The sequence below is a fragment of the Haloarcula rubripromontorii genome, assembly GCF_001280425.1.
Taxonomy (GTDB): Archaea; Halobacteriota; Halobacteria; order Halobacteriales; family Haloarculaceae; genus Haloarcula; species Haloarcula rubripromontorii.
Genome location: NZ_LIUF01000005.1, coordinates 96,880 through 118,306, shown reverse-complemented (window position 1 = coordinate 118,306; position 21,427 = coordinate 96,880). Strand labels below are relative to the sequence as shown.

Annotated in this window: 22 protein-coding genes; 15 read left to right on the top strand and 7 right to left on the bottom strand. The window is 65.5% G+C overall.

Going from position 1 to position 21,427, the window contains the following annotated elements; all coding sequences use genetic code 11:
* Positions 1-119 precede the first annotated feature (119 nt).
* Genes AMS69_RS15640 through AMS69_RS15625 form a run of 4 tightly spaced genes read left to right on the top strand, consistent with a single transcriptional unit; the run spans position 120 to position 2,561 of the window.
* Positions 120-590 carry a 30S ribosomal protein S15 gene (locus AMS69_RS15640; protein ID WP_053969005.1) on the top strand — a complete coding sequence of 157 codons (471 nt, stop codon included), beginning with the start codon at positions 120-122 and terminating at the stop codon, positions 588-590.
* The gene (locus AMS69_RS15635) at positions 591-1,700 is read left to right on the top strand and encodes a hypothetical protein (protein WP_053969004.1); all 1,110 of its coding nucleotides are present in this window, start codon (positions 591-593) and stop codon (positions 1,698-1,700) included.
* Positions 1,697-1,927 (top strand): KEOPS complex subunit Pcc1, encoded by a 231-nt coding sequence (locus AMS69_RS15630; protein ID WP_004518217.1) that lies wholly within the window; start codon positions 1,697-1,699, stop codon positions 1,925-1,927. Before AMS69_RS15635 ends, AMS69_RS15630 begins: the two co-directional genes overlap by 4 nt.
* Complete coding sequence (locus AMS69_RS15625; RefSeq protein WP_053969003.1) at positions 1,920-2,561, top strand: 30S ribosomal protein S3ae; 642 nt, start codon at positions 1,920-1,922, stop codon at positions 2,559-2,561. Before AMS69_RS15630 ends, AMS69_RS15625 begins: the two co-directional genes overlap by 8 nt.
* A gap of 176 nt (positions 2,562-2,737) precedes the next feature.
* Here AMS69_RS15625 and AMS69_RS21225 read toward each other — a convergent pair whose 3' ends face one another.
* From AMS69_RS21225 to AMS69_RS15610, 3 genes are all read right to left on the bottom strand, one after another.
* Positions 2,738-3,025, bottom strand: a complete 288-nt coding sequence (locus AMS69_RS21225; RefSeq protein WP_394325234.1) for a plastocyanin/azurin family copper-binding protein — start codon at positions 3,023-3,025, stop codon at positions 2,738-2,740.
* A 244-nt stretch (positions 3,026-3,269) separates the two neighbouring features.
* The gene (locus tag AMS69_RS15615) at positions 3,270-4,415 is read right to left on the bottom strand and encodes a 5-(carboxyamino)imidazole ribonucleotide synthase (protein WP_053969001.1); all 1,146 of its coding nucleotides are present in this window, start codon (positions 4,413-4,415) and stop codon (positions 3,270-3,272) included.
* A gap of 25 nt (positions 4,416-4,440) precedes the next feature.
* Entirely contained in the window at positions 4,441-6,414 is a 1,974-nt protein-coding gene (locus tag AMS69_RS15610; protein ID WP_053969000.1) for a flippase activity-associated protein Agl23, read from the bottom strand.
* A 151-nt stretch (positions 6,415-6,565) separates the two neighbouring features.
* On the opposite strand from AMS69_RS15610, the gene ribH reads away from it, so the two are divergent.
* The 3 genes from ribH (at position 6,566) to AMS69_RS15595 (ending at position 8,641) form a co-directional block, all read left to right on the top strand.
* Positions 6,566-6,979, top strand: a complete 414-nt coding sequence (gene ribH, locus AMS69_RS15605; protein WP_014040774.1) for a 6,7-dimethyl-8-ribityllumazine synthase — start codon at positions 6,566-6,568, stop codon at positions 6,977-6,979.
* Positions 6,976-8,136, top strand: coding sequence for a pyridoxal phosphate-dependent aminotransferase (locus tag AMS69_RS15600; RefSeq protein WP_053968999.1), 1,161 nt, complete (start codon positions 6,976-6,978; stop codon positions 8,134-8,136). The genes ribH and AMS69_RS15600 overlap by 4 nt, the downstream gene beginning before the upstream one ends.
* 79 nt (positions 8,137-8,215) lie before the next feature.
* Entirely contained in the window at positions 8,216-8,641 is a 426-nt protein-coding gene (locus AMS69_RS15595; protein WP_053968998.1) for a hypothetical protein, read from the top strand.
* On the opposite strand, the gene AMS69_RS15590 is transcribed toward AMS69_RS15595, so the two are convergent.
* Positions 8,642-9,073 (bottom strand): adenylyltransferase/cytidyltransferase family protein, encoded by a 432-nt coding sequence (locus AMS69_RS15590; RefSeq protein ID WP_053968997.1) that lies wholly within the window; start codon positions 9,071-9,073, stop codon positions 8,642-8,644. It lies immediately after the preceding gene.
* Positions 9,070-9,567 carry a Mov34/MPN/PAD-1 family protein gene (locus tag AMS69_RS15585; RefSeq protein ID WP_053968996.1) on the bottom strand — a complete coding sequence of 166 codons (498 nt, stop codon included), beginning with the start codon at positions 9,565-9,567 and terminating at the stop codon, positions 9,070-9,072. The genes AMS69_RS15590 and AMS69_RS15585 overlap by 4 nt, the downstream gene beginning before the upstream one ends.
* A 92-nt stretch (positions 9,568-9,659) precedes the next feature.
* Here AMS69_RS15585 and AMS69_RS15580 point away from each other — a divergent pair, with 92 nt between their 5' ends.
* The gene (locus AMS69_RS15580) at positions 9,660-11,573 is read left to right on the top strand and encodes a DHH family phosphoesterase (protein WP_053968995.1); all 1,914 of its coding nucleotides are present in this window, start codon (positions 9,660-9,662) and stop codon (positions 11,571-11,573) included.
* 39 nt (positions 11,574-11,612) lie between these two features.
* On the opposite strand, the gene AMS69_RS15575 is transcribed toward AMS69_RS15580, so the two are convergent.
* Together AMS69_RS15575 and AMS69_RS15570 are read right to left on the bottom strand one after the other, a co-directional pair.
* Positions 11,613-13,229, bottom strand: a complete 1,617-nt coding sequence (locus AMS69_RS15575; RefSeq protein WP_053968994.1) for a phospholipase D-like domain-containing protein — start codon at positions 13,227-13,229, stop codon at positions 11,613-11,615.
* Between the two features lie 42 nt (positions 13,230-13,271).
* A complete protein-coding gene (locus tag AMS69_RS15570) occupies positions 13,272-14,546 on the bottom strand; it encodes a HEAT repeat domain-containing protein (RefSeq protein WP_053968993.1) in 1,275 nt (424 codons plus the stop codon).
* A 125-nt stretch (positions 14,547-14,671) separates the two neighbouring features.
* Between AMS69_RS15570 and AMS69_RS15565 the strand changes: the two genes are divergently transcribed.
* The 7 genes from AMS69_RS15565 to AMS69_RS15535 all read left to right on the top strand — a co-directional run bounded on the left by AMS69_RS15565 (position 14,672) and on the right by AMS69_RS15535 (position 21,398).
* On the top strand, positions 14,672-16,294 hold the full coding sequence (locus tag AMS69_RS15565; RefSeq protein ID WP_053968992.1) for a uracil-xanthine permease family protein: 1,623 nt from the start codon (positions 14,672-14,674) through the stop codon (positions 16,292-16,294).
* 2 nt (positions 16,295-16,296) lie between these two features.
* The gene (locus tag AMS69_RS15560; RefSeq protein ID WP_053968991.1) at positions 16,297-16,719 is read left to right on the top strand and encodes a hypothetical protein; all 423 of its coding nucleotides are present in this window, start codon (positions 16,297-16,299) and stop codon (positions 16,717-16,719) included.
* A gap of 46 nt (positions 16,720-16,765) precedes the next feature.
* A complete protein-coding gene (locus AMS69_RS15555) occupies positions 16,766-17,416 on the top strand; it encodes an AIR carboxylase family protein (RefSeq protein WP_053968990.1) in 651 nt (216 codons plus the stop codon).
* A 154-nt stretch (positions 17,417-17,570) separates the two neighbouring features.
* Positions 17,571-17,984 carry an NADH-quinone oxidoreductase subunit A gene (locus AMS69_RS15550; protein ID WP_008313057.1) on the top strand — a complete coding sequence of 138 codons (414 nt, stop codon included), beginning with the start codon at positions 17,571-17,573 and terminating at the stop codon, positions 17,982-17,984.
* A complete protein-coding gene (locus tag AMS69_RS15545; protein ID WP_004957101.1) occupies positions 17,977-18,669 on the top strand; it encodes an NADH-quinone oxidoreductase subunit B in 693 nt (230 codons plus the stop codon). The genes AMS69_RS15550 and AMS69_RS15545 overlap by 8 nt, the downstream gene beginning before the upstream one ends.
* 6 nt (positions 18,670-18,675) lie before the next feature.
* Positions 18,676-20,358, top strand: coding sequence for an NADH-quinone oxidoreductase subunit D (locus AMS69_RS15540; RefSeq protein ID WP_053968989.1), 1,683 nt, complete (start codon positions 18,676-18,678; stop codon positions 20,356-20,358).
* On the top strand, positions 20,358-21,398 hold the full coding sequence (locus AMS69_RS15535) for a complex I subunit 1/NuoH family protein (RefSeq protein WP_053968988.1): 1,041 nt from the start codon (positions 20,358-20,360) through the stop codon (positions 21,396-21,398). The genes AMS69_RS15540 and AMS69_RS15535 overlap by 1 nt, the downstream gene beginning before the upstream one ends.
* Positions 21,399-21,427 lie beyond the last annotated feature (29 nt).

Genomic DNA, 21,427 nt, shown 5'->3' with positions numbered 1-21,427 from the left:
GACCGCAAATCTGACTCGCCGTGGGTTTCCGCGGCTCGGGATTGCGGCCGTGTTCGGCACTGTACGGTGCCAATACGCCTCGTAACGAGAGCGGTTCGTGCGGTTCCAACCAGATTACAATGGCACGAATGCACACACGCCGCCGCGGCTCGTCCGACTCGGACAAACCGGCGGCAGACGAACCCCCGGAGTGGAGCGACGTAGACGAAGACGCCATCGAAGCGCGCGTCGTCGAGCTCGCCGAACAGGGCCACTCGCCCAGCGAAATCGGCCTGAAGCTGCGCGACGAGGGCGTTCAGGGCACGCCGATTCCTGACGTCTCGCTCGCGACCGGCAAGAAAGTCACCGAAATCCTCGAGGAGAACGAGGCCGAGCCGGACCTGCCGGAGGACCTCCGGAACCTGCTCGAACGGGCCGTCCGCCTGCGCGACCACATGGACGAGAACCCCGGCGACTACCAGAACAAGCGTGCGCTCCAGAACACGCAGTCGAAGATTCGCCGCCTCGTCGACTACTACCGCGGCGACGAGGTCGACGAGGACTTCACCTACAGCTACGACAACGCCGTCGAAGCTCTGGGTCTCGAATAGATGTCGGCGACCGGTCGGGAACCGACGCCAGCCACGTCGCCCGGTGACCTCGCCGGGTCGCTCAGCGAGGCCGCCTTCGTGCGCCTCGTCAGCGACGCGACCGGCGAGGCGCTGGCCGCGACCGGCCTGCTGGCGCGGGCACTGGACGACACGCCCTTCCAGGCGAGCGTCGTCCGCCCGTTCGAGGACCCCGACCGGACCACGGAGACCGACGTCACCGTCGCCATCGGTCGCCCACAGCCGACCGCCGACGTGACGCTGACCGACCGCGCCGCCGCGACCGCCTTCGAGGCCGCCCGCGAACTCGGCACGGCGGACCCCGCGCTCGCCCTGGCCGGCACGATTGCCGCCGGGGCGGTCGACGGGACCGTCGCCGAAGCCGCGGAACAGGCCGGCCTGGAACGCCGGCCCGGGGTCGCCGTGCCGACGGCGGACCTCGCGGACGGGCTGGCCCACTCGACGCTGTTCGTCGCGCCGTTCTCCGGCGAGACGGACGCCGCGCGGGCCGCGCTGGCGGCGCTCGATATCTCGCCCGACGATTCCCCGTCGGCCGACGATCACCGCCGCCTCGCGTCGCTGGTCGCCATGGCCGTCACCGCGGACGCGCCGCCCCGGGCCGCCGACGCGGTCCAGCGCGCGCTCCGGCCGGCAGTCGGCGGCCCCTTCGAGACCGTCGGCGGCTACGCCGACGTGCTCGACGCCATCGCCCGCGAACGGCCGGGCACCGCCGTCGCGCTCGCACTCGGCCACGAGGCCGTCCGCGAGGAGGCACTCGACGCCTGGCGAACCCACGCCACGCGCGCTCACGAAGCAGTGTCTGACGCGACCACGGGCCGGTACGACGGCCTGTTCGTCGCCCGCGGGGACGCGATGCCGACCGGCACCGTCGCCCGCCTGTTCGCGGACTTCCGCGCGCCGGAACCGGTGACGCTCGTCGTCACCGATGACCGGGCCGCGGCTCGCGCCACGGACGGCCGGGACGTGTCCGAGACGATGCACGCGGCCGCCGACGGCGTCGGCGGCGACGCCGTCGGGACGGGCGAGCGGGCACGGGCCCGGTTCGACGCCTCGACGGCCGACTTCATCGAAGCGTTCCGGGAGGCAGTATGAGACGGGCCGAGATTCGCACGACACACGACTCGCCCGAGCGCGTCGCACGCGCGGTGCGGCCGGACAACACCGACGAGATGACCACGCGCGTCGAGGGCGACGCCGTGGTCACGACCGTCGAGCGCGATTCGACCGGCGGCCTGCAGGCGACCGTCGACGACTACGTCGTCAACATCCGGGTTGCAGCACAGCTCGCAGACCAACACACACAATCCAACCATGAGTGAACGAAGCGTTTCCAAGCGCACAGAACAGAAACGGTGGTACACCGTGCAGGCTCCCGAGCAGTTCGACCGGGAGGTTCTCGGTAAGACACCGGCAGACGAACCGGACAAGGTGCTCGGACGCACCATCGAAACAACGCTCGGCGAACTGACCAACGACGCCAGCGAGAACAACACCAAGCTGACCTTCAAGATCAACGAGGTCGCCTCGGACTCGGCGTACACGGAGTTCATCCGCCACGAACTCACGCGGGACTATCTCCGCTCGCTCGTCCGCCGCGGCTCCTCGAAGGTCGAGGCCTACATCACCGTGCTGACCACAGACGACTACCGCGTCCAGGTCCAGCCAGTCGCCGTGACGACGAAGAAGGCCGACGCCTCGCAGGAGAAGGCCATCCGCCGAACGATGATCGACCTCGTTCGCGAGACGGCCGAAGACCGCACCTTCGAGGAACTCGTCGACAGCGTCGTCGAAGGGCGTCTCTCCTCGGCCATCTACGGCGAGGCCAAGGACATCTACCCGCTCCGACGCGTCGAAATCAAGAAGACAACGCTCGAAGCGCGGCCCGAAGAAGTCGCCGCAGAAGAGGAGACGGCCGTCGACGTGGACGAAGAAGACGTCGACGTCGAAGCCTAAGCGTTCCAGCACTGACAGTTGATTTTTCTGCCCCAGTCAGCGCTCGAACCACAGCTGCTCAGCGGGCGTGACCTTCTGACGCTTTGGCGACGGCCGGAGTTTGCGACTGCTACTGCAAGACAGCGCACAGAGCCCCCCAGCGCGGACCAGAAACCTCCGAAAAAGCAACAGCGCTGCTACTCGCCGGTCGTCGCAGTTTCTGGGTTTTCGGTTACAACGACGGTGCCGACCATCCCGGCGCGTTCGTGTGGAATACAGAAGTAGGGATGCTCGCCGAGGGTATCGAAGGTGTGGGTGAAATCCTGGCCCTCGTACATCGTCCCGCCGGAAGAACTTCCCCAGTTGTCGCGGGCGGCCTGTTCAGTGTCGAAGCCGCCGGAGGCGAAGTAGTCGGCCTCATCCGGAATTTCGTCTTCGTAGGCCGTGACCGAGTGGCCCTGTTTGCTCGTGTTGAGCCACCGCACGGTTGTCCCCGGTTCGACAGCGATGCGGACCGGGCGAAACGCCTTCGCAGACATCCCCACGTCGTAGTCGGTGTCAGCGCTCCCACCGCCGAGGCAACCGGCGAACCCTGCGACTGCCGCCGGGCCGGCCGCACGGAGAAAATCCCGTCGCTCCATATCGCGACTCAGGACCGCATAGTCAAAGACCGCTCGGTTTTGGACCACGGTCAGCCGCGGCTCCCACCCACGACTCAGCCGGCGGCGGTCACTCGAAGGTCAGTCCGTCGCGGAGGTCGCGGGCGTCGGCGAGCAGGCCGTCGCGGTCGTCGGCCGTCACTGTTACGTGGCCCATCTTCCGGAGGGCGTACACGTCGCGCTTGCCGTACCAGTGCAGGTGTGCCCGTGGCGTCTCCAGCACACTGCCTTCGCCCCGCAATTCTGCCGACTGGCGCTCGGCCACGTCCCCGAGGATGTTCGTCGACACGGTCGGGAACCGCTGGTCGGTCGACCCCAGCGGCTGGCCGGTGACGGCCCGCAGGTGTTGTTCGAACTGGGAGGTATGACACCCCTCGATAGTCCAGTGGCCGGAGTTGTGGGGCCGGGGCGCGATTTCGTTGAGCAAAATCTCCCCGTGGCTCGTCTCGAACAGTTCGATTCCGAATACGCCGCGGCCGTCCATGGCGTCCAGCACGTTGTGGGCCACCTCACGCGCGCGCTCACGGACGGTGTCAGATGCCCGTGCCGGCGCGACCGACTCCCGAAGGATCTCCTCGCGGTGAATCGTCTCGGTGACCGGGAACGTGTCCCGCTCGTCCGCGCCGCGACAGCCCATGACCGCCAGCTCCCGCTCGAAGTCGACCATCTCCTCGACCATCGCGGGACCGGCGATGTCGTCGATAGCGTCCTCGACGTCGTCCGGTCCCTCGACGCGGATGTTTCCGCGACCGTCGTAGCCGCCGGTCCGGGCCTTGAGCATCGCAGGGTAGCCAAGTTCCGCACAGGCCTCGCGGAGGTCGTCGGCGGTGTCGACAGCGCGGAACTCGGGGACCGGAACGCCGGCATCCGAGAGCCGGCGCTTCTGGACGAGCTTGTCCTGAATCGTCCGGAGCGTCTCGGGAGCGGGATGTACCGGCGTCCCTGTCTCTTCGGCGACCCGTTCGAGCACGTCCGGGTCGGCGAGTTCGATCTCGAAGGTGAGGTAATCGGCGCGCTCGGCGAGTTCCCGCAGGGTCGCCGCCTCGTCGAAATCCCCGACGAGCTGGTCGCGGACGACCGGCGCGGCCGGGCAGTCCGGCGTCGGGTCGGTCACGAGCAGTTCGAGGCCAAGCGGCGCGGCCGCCTCGCCCAGCATCCGGCCGAGCTGGCCACCGCCGACCACGCCGACGGTCGGCCCTGGTGACGTGAGCGTCATACCGCGCGCTTCCACAGCAGCAGGGTTAACGGTTCGGTTCTCGGCCGTAGGACTCGTGTATCCACACGGTCATGTCGTTCGAGCTGTATTTCGTTCGCATTCGGTGAGTCTTGGGCGTGTATCCGGCGGCTTCGAGCTGTTCGTCAGGGACCGTGCTGTCAATCCGCTGGGTGATGATTATCGGCGGCTGGTCCGCCCGGGCCTGCTCGGCGAGCGTGTCGGGCCGATTCTCACACGAGACGTTCACGTCGTCGGCCGCGTAGTACCACGGCAGCGGCAGCGAGTTGTGCCACTGCAGGCAGGTCGGTCTGGTGTTCCACCACGAGTCGTTCCACTCACCGCGGTCCTCCTTGACGTACGCGTCGTCGCCGTCGTATGCGTCGCCGCGCTCCCCGTGGTACATCACCAGATCGGTGCCGTTCCCGTTAGCCGTCGCGATCCGGTCCATCTCGGCCAGATCCGCACGGAGCGACTCCTGTGGCTGAGCGTACTGGACCAGCGAGTTCCCCTCCAGATGCTCGTTCGTGTACACCCGCGTTACGGTCGTGTTGACGACGAGTGCAGTGACGAGCAGAACGATGGCGGCGGCGATGGCAGCGCCGGTCACGTCGTCAGCCGACAGCGACTCGTTCCCCCATCGGACGACGGCTGCAAGCCCGACGGCGGCTGGAATCGACAGCGGGACGACGACGTGGACCGCGAGCCACGGCGCGCCGATGTCGGTCCCGATTGGGTAGCCCAGAATCGAGACGTAGCCGCCGTAGGCCGCGAACGGGATGAGGTGACGCGGCTCGACGATTCCCAGTCGGTCGACCGCGTACCCGAAGACCGAAAACAGGAGCAGCGGTGCCGCGGTGTACCCCAGCGCTTTCAGCAGTACCTCGTAGTGACCGTCGACGCTCTCGTAGAACGTCTCGATAGACTCAACGAGGCCCGTTTCAGTGGTTGTGGCTTTCTCCGAGGCCGGCGAGAACCACTCGCTGTACTGGTCAGCGACGCGTTCCCAGGTGGTCTGGACGAGCTCCGGGAACAGCGATGGGTTCGTCACGCCGGACCAAAAGTTTACGTCGCCGCTGGCGGCTGGTGCTGGCGGATGTTCGATACCGGCGACACCAGCTCCGCGGGGCGCATAAAAGAACAGCGAGATGAGGCCGAACACCAGCGCGGCGAGGACGATGTGACTCGCGTACGCCGCGAGGACGGAGGCAGCGCTGTCGTGACGGTCGCGGAACGAGCGGACGGTGGTGACGACAAGCCCGACGTCCGCCCGGACGCGACCAGCGACTCGTCTCCAGATGGCACCGATACCCGGGACGGTCCGGAGGAAGGCGACGGCGTCGCGGTAGCCGTTCGGGAGAACGAGTACCTTCGCCAGCAGGAGGCCGGTCGCGCCGAACCACGTCAGTACGTAGACGATAGCGTTCTCCTTCGAGGCGAACCCGAATGCCATGAACGCCCCGGCGCCGTAGAGATAGCGCGCCTTCCGGGTGTCGACAAACCGGACGAGCAGGCCGAAGGCGGTGAACATGAACGCCGCGACCAGCACGTCGCTACGCATGAACCGCGAGAAGTACAGGAGGACAGGATTGAGCGCGAGAAAGGCAGCCATGAAGACTGTCTCGTCGGACCGGAGGTGTCGGCGAAAGAGCAGCGCTGTCAGCGGAAGCAGGCCGCCGACAATCGCGACCGGGAGCCGCATCGTGAAATCCGTCGGCGCGGCGAGGGTGAACACCCAGCTATCGACGTGCTGGATGAACGGACCGTGGATGATGTACCGGTACGCGAACGACCCAGAATCGCGGAGGTGCAGCGCCCAGTAGGCCACGCGGCCCTCGTCAAAATGGGCGACGCGGCTCCCGAGTGCCGCGACTCTGAGGACGAGACCGAGAAGCGTCACAGCGACGATTAGCTTCACGGTGGCGCGGGGGTCGTCCGCGAACCAGGACCGGGTCCGGTCCCGGAAATCGTGGAGGGCAGACAGCAGGGACGACTCAGCCATATCTGGCTCAAGCACATGGGGCATTAGAATGCTTCTGGTTTCTATAACAGGTTTTTAACTTACCCGCCCATCGCCGCGGTCAGCGTAGCGACCCGTGGCCGTGCAAGCACGGAACGGTAGTTCTTTAGTCGCCCCTGCCCGGGTGTCAGGTATGGTGCAGCTCGGGCTGGTTGTCGCCCAGTACGACAAACACGGGGCCGTTATCGAGGAGATGGAGCACGGGGCTTACGAGGCCGCTGCCGACAACGACGCCGAGATTGTCGCGTCGATTGATGTCCCGGGGTCCTACGACACACCGCTGGCCGCTGACCGGCTCGCGCGCCGATCAGATGTCGACGCTGTCGCGGTCCTCGGTGCGATCATCAGCGGCGACACCGACCACGACCAGGTCATCGGCAACGCCGCCGCGCAGGGGCTGACCGACGTGTCCCTCGACCGCGATACCCCCGTCACGCTGGGCATCATCGGCCCGGGCATGAGCCAGGACGAGGCTGAGGCCCGAACCGACAAGGGGGCCTCGGCCGTCCGGAGCGCAATCGAACTCGCCACCGAACTCGAACAATGACTATGGACTTCGCTTCCCGCGTCGAACGTGTAGAACCGAGCGCGACCCTCGCGATCAGCAACAAGGCCGCAGAACTGGAGGCCGAAGGCAAGGATGTCGTCGACCTGAGCGTCGGCGAACCCGACTTCGACACGCCGGAGAATATCAAAGACGCCGCCAAGGACGCACTCGACGCCGGCCATACCGGCTACACGTCCTCCAACGGCATCCCCGAACTGAAGGAAGCTATCGCCGACAAGCTCCACGAGGACGGCCTCACCCAGTACGGCCCGGACAACCTCATCGTCACGCCCGGCGGCAAGCAGGCATTGTACGAGATCTTCCAGACCGTCATCGACGACGGCGACGAAGTCGCCCTGCTCGACCCCGCGTGGGTGTCCTACGAAGCGATGGCGAAACTCGCCGGCGGCACGCTGACCCGCGTCGACACCGCCGCCCACGACTTCCAGCTCGAAGGCGCGCTCGACGACCTCGCCGACGCCGTCTCCGACGAGACGGAACTGCTCGTCGTCAACTCGCCGGGCAACCCTCACGGTGCCGTGTACTCCCGCGAGGCGATGGAAGGCGTCCGCGACCTCGCTGTCGAACACGACATCACGGTCATCTCCGACGAGATTTACAAGGAGATCACCTACGACGGCGTCGAAGCCGTCTCGCTCGGCACGCTTGAGGGCATGGAGGACCGAACAATCACGCTGAACGGCTTCTCGAAGGCGTACTCGATGACCGGCTGGCGGCTGGGCTACTTCGCGGCCCCAGAAGAACTCGTTTCACAGGCCGGGAAGGTCCACTCGCACTCGGTCTCGTGTGCAGTGAACTTCGTCCAGCACGCCGGCGTCGAGGCCATCACGAACACCGACGACGCCGTCGAGGAGATGCGACAGGCCTTCGCCGAGCGCCGCGAGTTCCTCATGGGCCTGTTCGAGGACCACGGCGTCCACGTCCCCGAACCACAGGGTGCGTTCTACATGATGCCCGAAATCGCCCCCGACGGAGACGATACCGAGTGGTGCGACCAGGCCATCTCGGAGGCGCAGGTCGCCACCGTCCCCGGGACCGCGTTCGGGACGCCCGGCTACGCCCGCATCTCCTATGCCAACAGCAAGGAGCGATTGCAGGAAGCCGTCGACCGACTGGCCGAGGCCGACCTCATCTAAACCGGTCGTAGTGCTCGACTGCGGCAAGCCGGGCAGTACCCGTACGAACGATTTTCCCCCGGCCGCTGGAACGGTCCGTATGCGAACTCGGAGAACAGTGCTCGCGCTCTCAGCCGGGGCGCTCTGTCTGGCCGGCTGTGGGGCTCCTGGCGGCTCGAACAGCGGTCTCACCATCGAAGCGGCAGACGCGACTGCCGCGCCGGGCGAGACGGCGAGAATCGAGGTACAGGCCTCGTCGATTGGCGTCCAGACCTGGCAACTGGCTGATATACCCCAAAGCTGGCAGGTTACACACGAGAATTTCGAGCCGCAGCCGACCGCCGTGCGGGAGTCCTATCCGCCCGAGCTAGTCTGGGATCCTGTCGCCGATTCGGTGACAGGCAGTCTGGTAGTCGCCGTCCCGGACGAAGCGTCCCCCGGCGAGTACACGCTGGCGGTCGAGGCCGGGACGGACACCTCGGACGAGCGCGTCGTCTCGGAGGCGACGGTCACCGTCGAAGCGTAATCACTCGCTGCGCTCGTCGACAATCCGGTCGATAATCCGGCCTGTCGACAGGAGCCGGTCAGCCGCCTCGGCTTCCAGCGGGCTGGCCCGGCGTATTTCACAGTCGATACCCCGGGCGGACAGGGCCGCTTCGAGTTGCTCGTCGTCGTGGTGCTGGTCGTAGCCCAGCGCGATGATGTCCGGTTCGATGCGTTCAATTGGGACGAAGATATCCTCGGGATGGCCGAGATGTGCCTCGTCGACCGGTTTGAGTGCGCTGACCATCTCCCGTCGCTGCTCGTCCGGGACCACTGGCGGCTCCTTGTGGGTGACGTTGACCGAGCGGGCGACGATGACGTGGAGTTCGTCGCCCATGTCTGCGGCGTCCGCGAGATAGTGGACGTGGCCCGGGTGCAGGATATCGAACGTGCCCTGTGCGACGACCCGGGTCACTTGTCGAACTCCTCCTCGCGCAGTTCGGCGTCGATATCGGCCTGGTCGAAGTCGAAGAAGGATTCCTCGGGCGGTTCGACATCGAGTACTGGGAGGTCGACCTCGCTCCCGTCGCTGTCGAAGGCCTGCCAGTCGTCGCGGCCGTACGGGTAGCCGATGATGATGTGGACGTCGCCGCGCCCGAAGGTGGCAAGGTCGGCGTCGCTGGGCTTGAGGACGCCGTTCGGGTGGGAGTGAATCGACCCCGCCGCTCGCATGTCGTTTGGCACCATGCTCGTCTTGACGGTCGCGCTGACCGGGTTCGACTCCGTCCCCGGAATGACCAGAACGTCGGTCAGCACCGTGCCGTCGTCGTCGAGCCCGAGCTTGCTGGCGTCATCGCCCCGGAGAAAGCCCATGTACTCGTTTGGGTGGGCCTCTTCGGAGGCTGCGAGCGCGAACTCGAGTGCGGACTCCGCGATTCCGAGTATCCCGCTCGTTCGGAACAACCCCATATCACGGAGTCGGGTCGGACGCTTTTTACGCGTTGTGTTCGGCTCCGCGGATTCCGAAGAGTACAAACAGGGGAGAACCGAAGAGACGACAAATGTCTTCGCCAACTGGCACCGGTGACGGTGCGACGGTCCCCGACGGCGGGACCATCGTCTACGATCTCGCGGACCAATGTACGTCCGATGATCTCGAAGAAGGCGCACTGTACCACGCAACTGTCAACGGCACCGTCGAATACGGCGTGTTTGTCGATCTCTCCGATGCTGTCTCCGGACTCGTCCACGACTCTAATCTCTTGGGCCAGTACGACGTGGGCGACGACCTCATCGTCGAACTCGGCGAGATCCGTCCCGATGGCGACCTGAGCTTCGAAGAAGTACGGGTCGCTGACTACGAGGAACAGCGCGTCGTCCACGGCGACGCGACCACCGTCGCCGACCTCGCCGACGCAACTGGCGATACGGTCATCATCGAGGGTCAGGTCGTCCAGATCAAACAGACCGGCGGTCCCACAGTGTTCCAGGTCCGTGACGAAACCGGCATCGTCCCGTGTGCCGCCTTCGAAGAGGCCGGCGTCCGCGCGCACCCCGGTGTCGAAATCGACGACATCGTCCGTGTCTCCGGGCGCGCAGAGGAACGCGACGATGGCCTGCAGGTCGAGGCCGAATCGCTGACCGTGCTCGACGGCGAGGCGGCCGCCACCGTTGAGAGCGGCCTCGACGCCGCGCTGGCCGAGGCCGCCGAGCCAGCCGACGTGGAACCGCTCGTCGAGTGGCCCGCTTTCGAGAAGCTGTGGGACGACCTTCGTGAAGTCGCGATGGAGCTCCGCAAGACGGTGCTCTCGGGCCGCCCAATTCGGATGCGTCATCACGCCGACGGCGACGGACTCTGTGCAAGCGTTCCGCTGCAGGTCGCGCTCGAATCGTTCATCGCCTCCCAGTACGAGGACGCCAGCGCGCCCCAGCACCTCCTCAAGCGCCTCCCGAGCAAAGCCCCCTATTACGAGATGGAGGACGTGACCCGGGACCTCAACTTCGCGCTGGAGGACCGCACCCGTCACGGCCAGAAGCTCCCGATGCTCCTGATGCTCGACAACGGCTCCACCGAGGAAGACACGCCGGCTTACCGGAACCTCCGGCACTACGACATCCCGGTCGTCGTCGTCGACCACCACCACCCCGACCCGGAAGCCGTCGAGCCACTCATCGAGCAGCACGTCAACCCCTACCTTCACGACGAGGACTATCGCATCACCACGGGCATGCTCTGTGTCGAACTCGCCCGGATGATCGACCCCGACCTCACAGAGGACCTCACGCACGTCCCCGCCGTCGCCGGCCTCTCGGACCGCTCGGAGGCCGAGGCGATGCGGGACTACATCGACCTCGCCGGCGAGAAGGGCTACGACGAGAGCGACCTTCGCGACATCGGCGAGGCGCTGGACTACGCGACCCACTGGCTGCGCTACAACTCCGGCGAACAGCTCATCACCGACGTGCTAAACGTCGACTGTGACGACCGGGACCGCCACGGGGAAGTCGTCGACTTCCTGGCCGAGCGGGCCGAACGCGACGTCGAGGACCAGCTCGACGCCGCCATGAGCCACGTCGAACACGAGCGCCTCGACAACGGCGCGCACCTCTACACCATCGACGTGGAGAACCACGCCCACCGCTTCACGTACCCCGCCCCCGGCAAGACCACTGGCGAAATCCACGACCGGAAGGTCGCGGAGACCGGCGACCCCGTCATCACCATCGGCTACGGCCCGGACTTCGCCGTCCTGCGCTCGGACGGCGTTCGTCTGGACATCCCGCGGATGGTCACCGAACTCACCGAGGAGGTCGACGGCGGCGGCGTCTCCGGCGGCGGCCACCTCGTCGTCGGCTCCATCAAGTTCGTCAAGGGCCGCCGCGAGTCAGTCATCGACGCCCTCGTCGAGAAGATGGCCGAAGCCGAGATCGACGAGGAACTCGGAAGCTCGACGGCGCTGCCCGAAGAAGTGTAAACCGTCGAGCGTTGTGTAAGCTGACCACGACACAGTTTTCTACGTTTCAAACGAGACCCGACGAGCGGCGAGCCCGGCGACCACGAGGAGTCCGAGCACTGCCCCGAGCACTCCGACCGGCGTGTCGAATCCGCCAGCCTCCCAGTCAGCGGTAAACACTGCACCAAAGTAGTCGGCTGCGTCGCGGCCGTGTAGTACCAGCACGACCTCGCGATTCGATGTCGCCGCCTGTTCGTTCCAGTTGAGACTGCCGACGACAACCCGCTCGTCGTCGATGACTGCGCCTTTCGCGTGAATCTTCTCGTAGCGCCCGTCAGGGTCCGAAACCGTCGCCCTCAGCGGCGCGTCGTTGCGGTCGGCCCACTCACGAAACCGCTGTGCTGTCTGTTTGTTCTCCTCGCGGACGTACCACGCATCACTCAGAAGCAGACGGACTTTGACGCCACGCGATGCGGCCCGGCGAAGCGCCCGCAGGAGTGGACTGTCCCAGTTCCCGACCGTCGGCTGGATGACATCGATGGAGTCGTCCGCGTCGTCTATTGTCGCGACGAGTCCACTCTGGGCGTTGTCCGGCGTAATCAAGAGGTCCGTCCGTTGAACCGAGACCGATTCAGCCCGGAACTCAGTCGGATATGTTCCGGTCGCTGGCCCGGCCCGCTCGAACTGTCGGCCCTGACGGTACTTCCCCCATGACTTGCTGTCCTGCCAGCCGGCATCGGACTGGAACGTCTGATTCAGCCCGTCGACGATTCGTGGCTGCGCCGTGATCACCCCCCAGCCGCGACTGCTGTTGCCGCCGGTGCCCGCGGGCTTCCAGTTCTCCGTCAGCACGACGGCCTGCTCGTCGGCCACGGCGTACTTCGCGTGGTGATAGCGGTATCTGGCGCGCGGGCCCGTCAGTACCTGAACGGACACACCGGCCTCAGCTAAGCGGTCAAGCGTGTTGGCTTCTGTGGCAGTTCGGCTCCCGACCGGTTCCCCCTCAAGCAGGACACGGACCGTCGCGCCGCGGCGCTGAGCGGCGATGAGGGCGTCGGCGACTCTGTCCGAGGAGAGCGTGTAGCCAGCCAGGTATACCCGCTCGTCCGCGTTTCGGATCGGCCGAATCGGAGCAGCGGGCGTATCCGGCAGCGTGAACGCACGGACCTCGCCACCGGCGGCCCTGACGATTGGGCGGTCGGTCGCGCCAAGCGGTCGCCAGCGAACGGCCGAGCCGCTCACGACGCCGAGTTCGCCTTCCGCCGGGTCGGCGTACCGGACGGCGTCGACGGTCCGGTTGCCGCGCTGGAGTCGGATTCGCTCGCCGCCGTTTGCCAGCCCGAGGTGTCCGTCGAGGCCCACGACCGGCCAGTCGGTGAGCGTCCGGGTCCGATTCGGTGCCGTCGAGAGGACGACGCGCCCGCGGGCGGTCATGTTCGGGACGGCGGCGGTGCTGTCGCCGTCGGTGACGGTGTACTCCCCGATTTCGGATCTGTCAGGGATGCTAAGAACAACGAACTCCCCCTCGTCGCCGCCGGCGATGGGGTCCGGATACACTGCGTGAATCGACGGCTCCGCGGGACTGTCGGCCGGCGCGACCGAGGTGGCGGTGGCGACGGGCGGGCCTATCGCGGCGAGGACGAGCACGCAACAGACGAGTGAGGCGAACGACCGCATCGGGGCGTCTGGCCGCCCGTTCGTATAAAAAGGTATCCTATATCAGGCGCTCGCTGCCTTTTCCGCCTCGGCCTGGACAAGATACGCGCGGTCGTCCGTGTAGCGGGCGGCTTCGTCTAGCGCTGTTTCGGTCCCGATCTGCCGGAGCGCCCACGCAGCGGAGGCGCGAACGGAGTCGCTGTCGTCGGATTTGAGTACGTCGCCGAGCGGCTCGATAGCGCGCGTGTCACCAAGCAGGCCGAGGGCCCGAGCCGCGACCGAGCGGACCTCCTCACTGTCAGCGTCGAGCCGATTGGCGACCGGCTGGACCGACTCCGCACTGCCGATAGCGCCCAGCGCGCGGAGCGTAACTTTCTGGAGCGCGGGATCGCCGTCGCCGTCGATGTAGTCGTGCAGCGTCTCGGTGGCGCGCTCGTCGCCGATTTTCCCCAGTACCTCGATCGGTCCTTTGTCGCGCTTCTGTGCGCGCTGGTGCATCGCGTCAAAGGCCGGCTCGGCGTCGCTCCCGAGGTTGTACAGGAGGTCGACGATGTAGCCGTCGAAGAACTCCGACCCGAGTTTGTCGTAGGCGAACAGCACCTGCTCGAAGTCACCTTCTTCGGCGTGGAGCTTCGCGGCGTTCCACTCCGGCGGGAAGTCTTTCCGGTTCTCGTTCGTCAGGATGTCGTAGAACCCACGCGCGTCGAGTTGCTCCTGCACTGTGAGGTCGTCCCAGACTTCGGCATCTTCGAGCCCCGTTTCCAGCGTCTCGGCCGCTTCAAGAAGGCCTTCGATAGTCTCAGCGTCCTCGTCTGGGTCGAGGTTTGCCGATTCGATGGCGTCAGCGACTGTACCCAGTGCGTCGCCAGCAGCGACGAAATCGCCGCCTGTGTCCGCGTCGTGGTCGACGAACTCCGCGCTTTCGTCGAGGAACGTCTCGACAGCATCCTGAGCCTCGGCCTCTCCGTCGTCGGTCCACTCGCTGTCGGTGACAGTGTCGGCGGCGTCGGAAACGATGGCGACGACGTCCTCGGCGTAGGGGCCGCGCTGTGCATCGAGGTCGTCGCGGAGATCGGAGAGCTGTGACTCCAGTTCCTCTCGGGGGTCCTCGGCGTCATCGTCGTCCTCGTCGGGTTCGGGCAGGTCAGCGGCTTCGAGGTCGCTCTCGATGTCGTCGAGGGACGACTCAACGTCGTCGAGGTCGGCTTCCGTCTCTGCGGCCTCTAACGCGTCGCCGGCCTCTGTGAGACGCGATTCCAGTTCTTCGGCGGTCACGTCGATCTCATCTGTTGCCTCGGCGTCGTCCGACGCGTCGGCCTCGTCGTCCCCGTTGCTCATGTCCAAGACTGTGTCGGAGCGGGCCAAGAGCGTTTTCCTTTCGAGGCGGGCGGCTGCGTCCCGTCGCGGCCGGGCCAACGAGCAAAGAATATGTATCGGGAGTTGCAGTGCCATGGGTAGCGAGCATGACTGACGCGACACCACCGGACGACGGACAAAACCCGACCACACCGGCGGAACCGGAGACCGCCGGCTTCGTCGAGTACGGTATCGACGATAAGCCGCCGCGAAAGCAGGCGATACTGCTCGGCGTCCAGCACTACCTGACGATGATCGGCGCGTCCGTCGCGATCCCGCTCGGACTTGCGGGCGCGATGGGGATGTTCGAGGCAGCGCCGGAGCAGGTCGGCCGTCTCATCGGCACGTTCTTCGTCGTCTCCGGCATCGCAACGCTCGCCCAGACGACGCTCGGAAACAGATACCCGATCGTTCAGGGCGGAACGTTCTCAATGCTTGCACCGGGGCTGGCCATCATCGGCGTGCTGGCCCAGCAGGGCGCAGACTGGCAAACCATGCTCGTCGAGCTACAGGGAGCCGTCATCGTCGCCGGTATCGTCGAGATGGTAATCGGCTACAGCGGCCTCATGGGGAAACTGAAGCGGTACGTCGGTCCGGTCGTCATCGCGCCGGTCATCGCGCTCATCGGCCTCTCGCTGTTTAACGTCCCACAGATTGCGAACCCGAACTTCGGAAGCCCCGGGACCGGTCAGAACTGGTGGCTGCTTGGGCTGACGATGCTCTCGATTATCGCGTGTTCGCAGTATCTCGACCGACGCCACCGCGCGTTCAAGCTCTTTCCCGTACTCCTGGGTATTCTGTTTGCGTGGACTGTCGCGGCCATCCTCTCGGTCACAGGCGTCTTCGCCGCCGGCTCTGTCAGCTACGTCTCGCTCGGTTCTGTCACGAGCGCACCCCTAGTCCAGCCCATCTACCCGTTCCAGTGGGGGCTCCCGCAGTTCACACCGGGGTTCGTCGTCGGGATGTTCGCCGGAATGCTTGCCTCCGTCGTCGAGAGCTTCGGCGACTACCACTCCGTCGCCCGCATCGCCGGCCGCGGCGCGCCGAACAGCCACCGAATCAACGACGGTATCGGCATGGAGGGGGTCGGCAACGTGTTCGCCGGCATCATGGGCACCGGCAACGGCTGCACCTCCTACACTGAGAACGTCGGTGCCATCGCCATCACCGGCGTCGCGTCACGCTACGTCGTACAGATCGGCGCTGCGGTGATGATTCTGGTCGGCTACTTCGGACCGGCGGGCCAGTTGTTCGCGACCATCCCGTCGCCCATCATCGGCGGCCTCTACATCGTCATGTTCGGACAGATCGCCGCTGTGGGCCTCTCACAGCTCAAGTACGTTGACCTCGATGCCAACCGAAACGTCTTCATCGTCGGCTTCGCACTCTTTGCTGGTCTCGCAGTCCCCGAGTACATGAGCCAGGTCGGACAGGGGATGGACGTCGGCGGTGCAACGGCCCTCCAGCAGGGCCTCGCGGCTGTGCCGGTGCTGGGGAGCGTCCTCGGAACCGATGTGGTCGCGACCACGTTGTTCGTCATGGGCGGGACCGGGATGGTCGTCGGCGGCATCGTCGCCTTCGTCCTCGACAACACCGTGCCGGGGACCCGCGAGGAGCGCGGCCTCGCGGCCTGGGCCGCGCTCACCGAGGACGACAGCGAATATGTCTCAGCAGTAGACCGTATCCGCGGCCGCGGCGGCAACCGTCCGTCCGCGGTGAGCGACGACTGACCGTGGGCGACGACAGCGACGGCACGACCGCAGGCACTGAACTGCCCGTCGACACCGAGCGGTACACGGGCACACTCCGACCCGGCGGAACTATCATCCTCGGTGCTGACCGCCTCGTGGTCGACCGCGATGACGAGCCGGTGGTCGTCGATCTCGCCGACGTGGTCGAGGTGAGTCTGCAGGACATCGACTGGTTTCTCGCGGTGATGAGCGCCGCGCTGATCGGGTTCGGTCTGCTATCACTCAATCGGTCCGTCCTTCTCGGCGGGGCCTTCGCTGTCGCTGGTGCCGTCAGCCTCGCACTCACGTACCGCAAACGGAACGCACTCAGGATACGGGTCGCCGGCCGTACCGATCCGCTCAGGTGCTTCCCCGCGGAGCCACAGAGGTTGCGTGCCGAACTGGAGCAGGTGCTGGCCGACTGACCGGAAACCGCCCACACTTACGCCGGTCCCCGCCGCAGTGGGTCGTATGTCCGCAGACAGCGTCCAGTCGCTCATCGACCAGTTACACGACGAAGCCGAGATGGACCGACCGAACGACCTGACGCCCGACGTCGGCATCGTCATGGGGTCGGATTCGGACCTGCCGACGATGGCCGGCGGGAAGGGCAAGCGGCCGGGGGCCTACGCGGCGCTGGCCGACGAACTCGGGTTCGAGGAACAGACCAACTACACCGACGCGCCCGAGAGCCGCTTCACCTTCGAGACGTTCGTTTGCTCGGCACATCGGACACCGGAGCTGATGTACGCGTACGCAGAGACGGCCGCCGACCGCGGCATCGACGTTATTATCGCCGGTGCGGGCGGAAAATCCGCGGACCTGCCGAACATGACCGCCAGCATCGCCTATCCGCTGCCGGTCATCGGTGTCCCAGTGCAGGAGAAGTCCGTCGACTCGGTCATCGGGATGCCACAGGGCGCGCCCATCACCGCGGTCGACGCCGGCAAATCGTTCAACGCCGCCCTCTCGGCGGTACAGATTCTCGCACGGCAGCACGACGAACTGCGGGACCGTCTCGTCTCGTATCACGAGGGGCTCCAGACCGAGGTCGGCGAGGCGTCGCGTGACCTCCACGAACTCGGGACACCCGGATTCAAACGCGAGCACTGGGACGAGTGAATAACGAGGGGATCACACCGAGGGGGTAGGGCGGTTGCAGGTCACTTTCGGTCTGAGAGCGCGTCGGCTCTTAAAGACCCACAGGGCCGAAAAACCGAACAATGAACCCTTATATGCGAGTACTTCTAACCGGCAGACGATAGGAGATACCGGAATGAGTAATCCATGGATCGCCATCGGCGCGCTCGCGGTCGTGGCACTGGCCATCCCACTGACGATGATGGCAGTTTCGAGCCTCTTGCGGCCCAGCGTGCCGGAACAAGGCAAACGCACTACCTACGAGTCCGGTGAAGTGCCGACTGGCAGCAGTCGACAGATCAAGTTTAATATCCAGTACTACATGGTCGCGCTGCTGTTTGTCGTCTTCGACATCGAGACCGTCTTCATCTTCCCGTGGACGGTCATCTACAGCGACGCCGTCGCTGAAGTCGGGATGACCAAGGCACTGCTACCGATGGTCGTATTCATCGGAATTCTCGCCGTTGGACTCGGTTGGGCCTGGCGTAACGGCGCAGTTCAGTGGGTGCGCAGTCCGCGCGCCACGAAGGGGGCAGACACATATGAGTAGTGACCAGACACCACCGGCCGTCGAAGACGTATCGACACAGGAGGCCCGCATGGGTGACGGGGCCGACGACCGCTTCAACTCGACGCTACGCGAGGCGTTCGGGTCGACGCCGTTCATCCTGACCAAGTTCGACAAGTTCATGAACTGGGTCCGGGGCTCCTCGATGTTCATGCTGCAGTTCGGAATCGCCTGCTGTAGCATCGAGATGATCCACACCTACGCGATCAAGCACGACCTCGACCGCTTCGGTTCGGGGGTGCCACGTGCGTCCCCACGCCAGGCGGACGTTATCATCGTCCCGGGGACCATCGTCTCGAAGTTCGCCCCGCGGATGAAGCGTGTCTACGATCAGATGCCCGAGCCGAAGTTCGTTGTCTCGATGGGATCCTGTACCATTTCCGGCGGCCCGTTCCAGGAAGGGTACAACGTCATCAAGGGCGCAGAAGAGGTCATTCCGGTCGATATCCACGTGCCGGGCTGTCCGCCACGCCCCGAGGCACTCATCTACGGCGTCGCCAAGCTGCAAGAGCGTATCGCCGAGGGTGAGTCTTCGCCAGTGACGGTCAAGCCCTACGAACTGGAGCAGTTCGGTGATCTCGAACAGGACGAGCTCGTGGACAAACTCGCCAGCGAAATCGACGAGGAAGACCTCGTCATGCGGTACAACTGGAACGACTCCCCATAACTTGCCATGAGTTTAGAAAAACCATCACGCGATACGGCGCTCGACGTCGGCGTTACGGAGGACGGCCTCGATTACGACGCGCTCGCGGACTTGCTCGGGGGCCATGTCCTCGACCGAGAGGAGCACGTCAACGCCGAGGGGTTCGTCATCCGTCCCGACGAAGTCCAGGACGTCCTCTCGACGCTGAAAGAGGAAGCTGGGTTCGACCACTGCGCCTGTGTCACGGCACAGGAGTACGACGACCGGTACGAATCCATCTACCACCTGCGGAAGTACAACGACCCGACACAGGAGCTGTCGATTGTCGTCCCGTCGCCGAAGGACGACCCGCACAACGAGTCGGCCGCTCGCGTCTACGACACCGCAGACTGGCACGAGCGGGAGGCCTACGACCTGGTCGGCATCGACTACGACGACCACCCCGACCTGCGTCGCATCCTGCTGCCCGAGACCTGGCAGGGCCACCCCCTGAGCCAGGACTACAATCAGGACCAGCCACAGATCGTCTCCCTGCGCGAGCACGCGAACCCGCTGAAAGACGACAAGCGCAGCGAGGACGACCCGGACACGATGTTCGTCAACATCGGTCCACATCACCCGGCGACCCACGGCGTGCTCCACGTCGAGACGGTACTCGACGGCGAGCAGATCGCCGACCTCGAACCCGATATCGGCTACCTGCACCGCTGTGAGGAGCAGATGTGCCAGCAGGGCACCTACCGCCACCAGATAATGCCGTACCCCGACCGCTGGGACTACATTTCCGCCGGCATACTCAATGAGTGGGCATACGCACGCGCGGCAGAGGACCTCGCTGACATCGAAGTCCCCGAGTACGCGCAGGTCATCCGGACGATGGCCGCGGAGATGTGCCGCATCGCCTCCCACGAACTCGCGCTGGCGACGTTCGCGCTGGACGTGTTCGGCGACTTCACCGCCGTCTTCCAGTACGGGATCCGCGACCGCGAAATCGTCCAGAACCTGCTTGAGGACCTCACCGGTCAGCGGCTGATGTTCAACTACCTCCGGCTTGGCGGGGTCGCATGGGACCTGCCCGAGCCCCGCGAGGAGTACTTCGAGAAGATCCGTGATTTCCTCGACGACCTCCCGCACAAGCTCGAAGAGATTCACGACCTCGTCACCGGAAACGAGATCTTCCAGATGCGGTGTGTCGACACCGGCGTCCTCTCTCCGGAGCAGGTCAAACAGTACGGCGCGACCGGTCCCGTGGCGCGTGGCTCGGGCGTCGACTACGACATCCGTCGGGACGACCCCTACGGCTACTACGACGAACTCGACTGGAACGTCGTCACCGAGCAAGGCGGCGACAACTTCAGTCGCGTTCTCGTCCGCCTCCGCGAGGTCGAGGAGTCCGCTCGCATCATCGAGCAGTGTGTCGACCTGCTGGAGCAGTGGCCGGAAGACGACCGCGAGATTCAGGCCAACGTCCCACGGACGCTTCGCCCGGACCCTGACAAGGAGATCTACCGCTCCGTCGAGGGTGCGAAGGGTGAACTCGGCATCTACATCCGCTCGGATGGGACGGACAAACCGGCCCGGTTCAAGATCCGCAGTCCGTGCTTCTCGAACCTGCAGACGCTGCCGGAGATGTCCCAGGGTGAGTACATCCCCGACATGATCGCCTCGCTCGGGAGCCTCGACATCGTCCTCGGGGAGGTGGACCGGTAATGCAGTCGGCGCCGTTACCAGAAACGCTCGCGAACCTGCTGGGGCAGGATCCCAACAGCACGGCCGTCATGATCGTGATGAGCCTCGTCGGGGCCGGACTCATCGGGACGCTCATGATGACGAACACGGCGCTTGCCGGTCCGTGGGCGAAGCGAAAGATTACGGCCGCGTTCACTGATCGTATCGCCGTCGACCGGATCGGCCCGTACGGGCTGTTCATTATCGTGGCTGACGCCGTTCGCCTGCTGTCGAAGGAACTCATCGTTCCAGAAGGCGTCGACCGACCGGCATGGGACCTCGCGCCGCTGATTATTGCCAGCACTGCGTTGCTTGGCTTTGCCGTGATTCCGATGGGGAACGGCATCCACCTCGCCGATCCCGAAGTCGGGCTTGCGTACGTGTTCGCCGTGGCTTCGACCACGTCGATCGGCCTCGTGATGGCCGGGTACGCGTCGAACAACAAGTACTCGTTCCTCGGCGGGCTGCGCGCCGTCGCGCAGAACCTCGCCTACGAGATCCCGCTCATCCTGACGGGCGCGTCGGTCGTCATCTTCGCCGGCTCACTCCAGATGAGCGAGATCGTCGCCGCACAGCAGCAGTCGCTGATCGGGCCGCTGCCGTCGTGGTACGCGTTCGTGAACCCCTTCGCGTTCGTCCTGTTCATGATCGCGAACCTCGCGGAGGTCGGCCGGAACCCGTTCGACATCCCGGAGGCGCCGACAGAGATTGTCGCCGGCTACCAGACCGAGTACTCCTCAGTGTACTTCGTCCTGATCTATCTCGGGGAGTTCATCCACATCTTCCTCGGTGGGGCAATCATCGCCACGATCTTCCTCGGTGGACCGGCCGGTCCGGTCCTCCCGGGCATCGTCTGGTTCCTCATCAAGATCTGGGGCGTCTTCCTGTTCACGCAGTGGGCCCGCTCGGCGGTCCCGCGTGTCCGGATCGATCAGCTCATCGAGATCGGCTGGAAGGGAATGCTGGTGCTGTCGCTGGCGAACCTGATGCTGACCGCAGTTATTGTCGGGGTGACCGTCTGATGACGGCCACACGAACCGACCCGCGAGCG

What these genes read in the sequence shown, in the direction of transcription:
- AMS69_RS15550 (WP_008313057.1), top strand. Translation starts at nt 17,571, where the DNA reads ATGAGTAATCCATGGATCGCCATCGGCGCGCTCGCGGTCGTGGCACTG.
- AMS69_RS15575 (WP_053968994.1), bottom strand. Translation starts at nt 13,229, where the DNA reads ATGCGGTCGTTCGCCTCACTCGTCTGTTGCGTGCTCGTCCTCGCCGCG.
- ribH (WP_014040774.1), top strand. Translation starts at nt 6,566, where the DNA reads ATGGTGCAGCTCGGGCTGGTTGTCGCCCAGTACGACAAACACGGGGCC.
- AMS69_RS15635 (WP_053969004.1), top strand. Translation starts at nt 591, where the DNA reads ATGTCGGCGACCGGTCGGGAACCGACGCCAGCCACGTCGCCCGGTGAC.
- AMS69_RS15625 (WP_053969003.1), top strand. Translation starts at nt 1,920, where the DNA reads ATGAGTGAACGAAGCGTTTCCAAGCGCACAGAACAGAAACGGTGGTAC.
- AMS69_RS15615 (WP_053969001.1), bottom strand. Translation starts at nt 4,415, where the DNA reads ATGACGCTCACGTCACCAGGGCCGACCGTCGGCGTGGTCGGCGGTGGC.
- AMS69_RS15640 (WP_053969005.1), top strand. Translation starts at nt 120, where the DNA reads ATGGCACGAATGCACACACGCCGCCGCGGCTCGTCCGACTCGGACAAA.
- AMS69_RS15565 (WP_053968992.1), top strand. Translation starts at nt 14,672, where the DNA reads ATGACTGACGCGACACCACCGGACGACGGACAAAACCCGACCACACCG.
- AMS69_RS15545 (WP_004957101.1), top strand. Translation starts at nt 17,977, where the DNA reads ATGAGTAGTGACCAGACACCACCGGCCGTCGAAGACGTATCGACACAG.
- AMS69_RS15570 (WP_053968993.1), bottom strand. Translation starts at nt 14,546, where the DNA reads ATGAGCAACGGGGACGACGAGGCCGACGCGTCGGACGACGCCGAGGCA.
- AMS69_RS15610 (WP_053969000.1), bottom strand. Translation starts at nt 6,414, where the DNA reads ATGGCTGAGTCGTCCCTGCTGTCTGCCCTCCACGATTTCCGGGACCGG.
- AMS69_RS15580 (WP_053968995.1), top strand. Translation starts at nt 9,660, where the DNA reads ATGTCTTCGCCAACTGGCACCGGTGACGGTGCGACGGTCCCCGACGGC.
- AMS69_RS15600 (WP_053968999.1), top strand. Translation starts at nt 6,976, where the DNA reads ATGACTATGGACTTCGCTTCCCGCGTCGAACGTGTAGAACCGAGCGCG.
- AMS69_RS15630 (WP_004518217.1), top strand. Translation starts at nt 1,697, where the DNA reads ATGAGACGGGCCGAGATTCGCACGACACACGACTCGCCCGAGCGCGTC.
- AMS69_RS15585 (WP_053968996.1), bottom strand. Translation starts at nt 9,567, where the DNA reads ATGGGGTTGTTCCGAACGAGCGGGATACTCGGAATCGCGGAGTCCGCA.
- AMS69_RS15595 (WP_053968998.1), top strand. Translation starts at nt 8,216, where the DNA reads ATGCGAACTCGGAGAACAGTGCTCGCGCTCTCAGCCGGGGCGCTCTGT.
- AMS69_RS15535 (WP_053968988.1), top strand. Translation starts at nt 20,358, where the DNA reads ATGCAGTCGGCGCCGTTACCAGAAACGCTCGCGAACCTGCTGGGGCAG.
- AMS69_RS15555 (WP_053968990.1), top strand. Translation starts at nt 16,766, where the DNA reads ATGTCCGCAGACAGCGTCCAGTCGCTCATCGACCAGTTACACGACGAA.
- AMS69_RS15540 (WP_053968989.1), top strand. Translation starts at nt 18,676, where the DNA reads ATGAGTTTAGAAAAACCATCACGCGATACGGCGCTCGACGTCGGCGTT.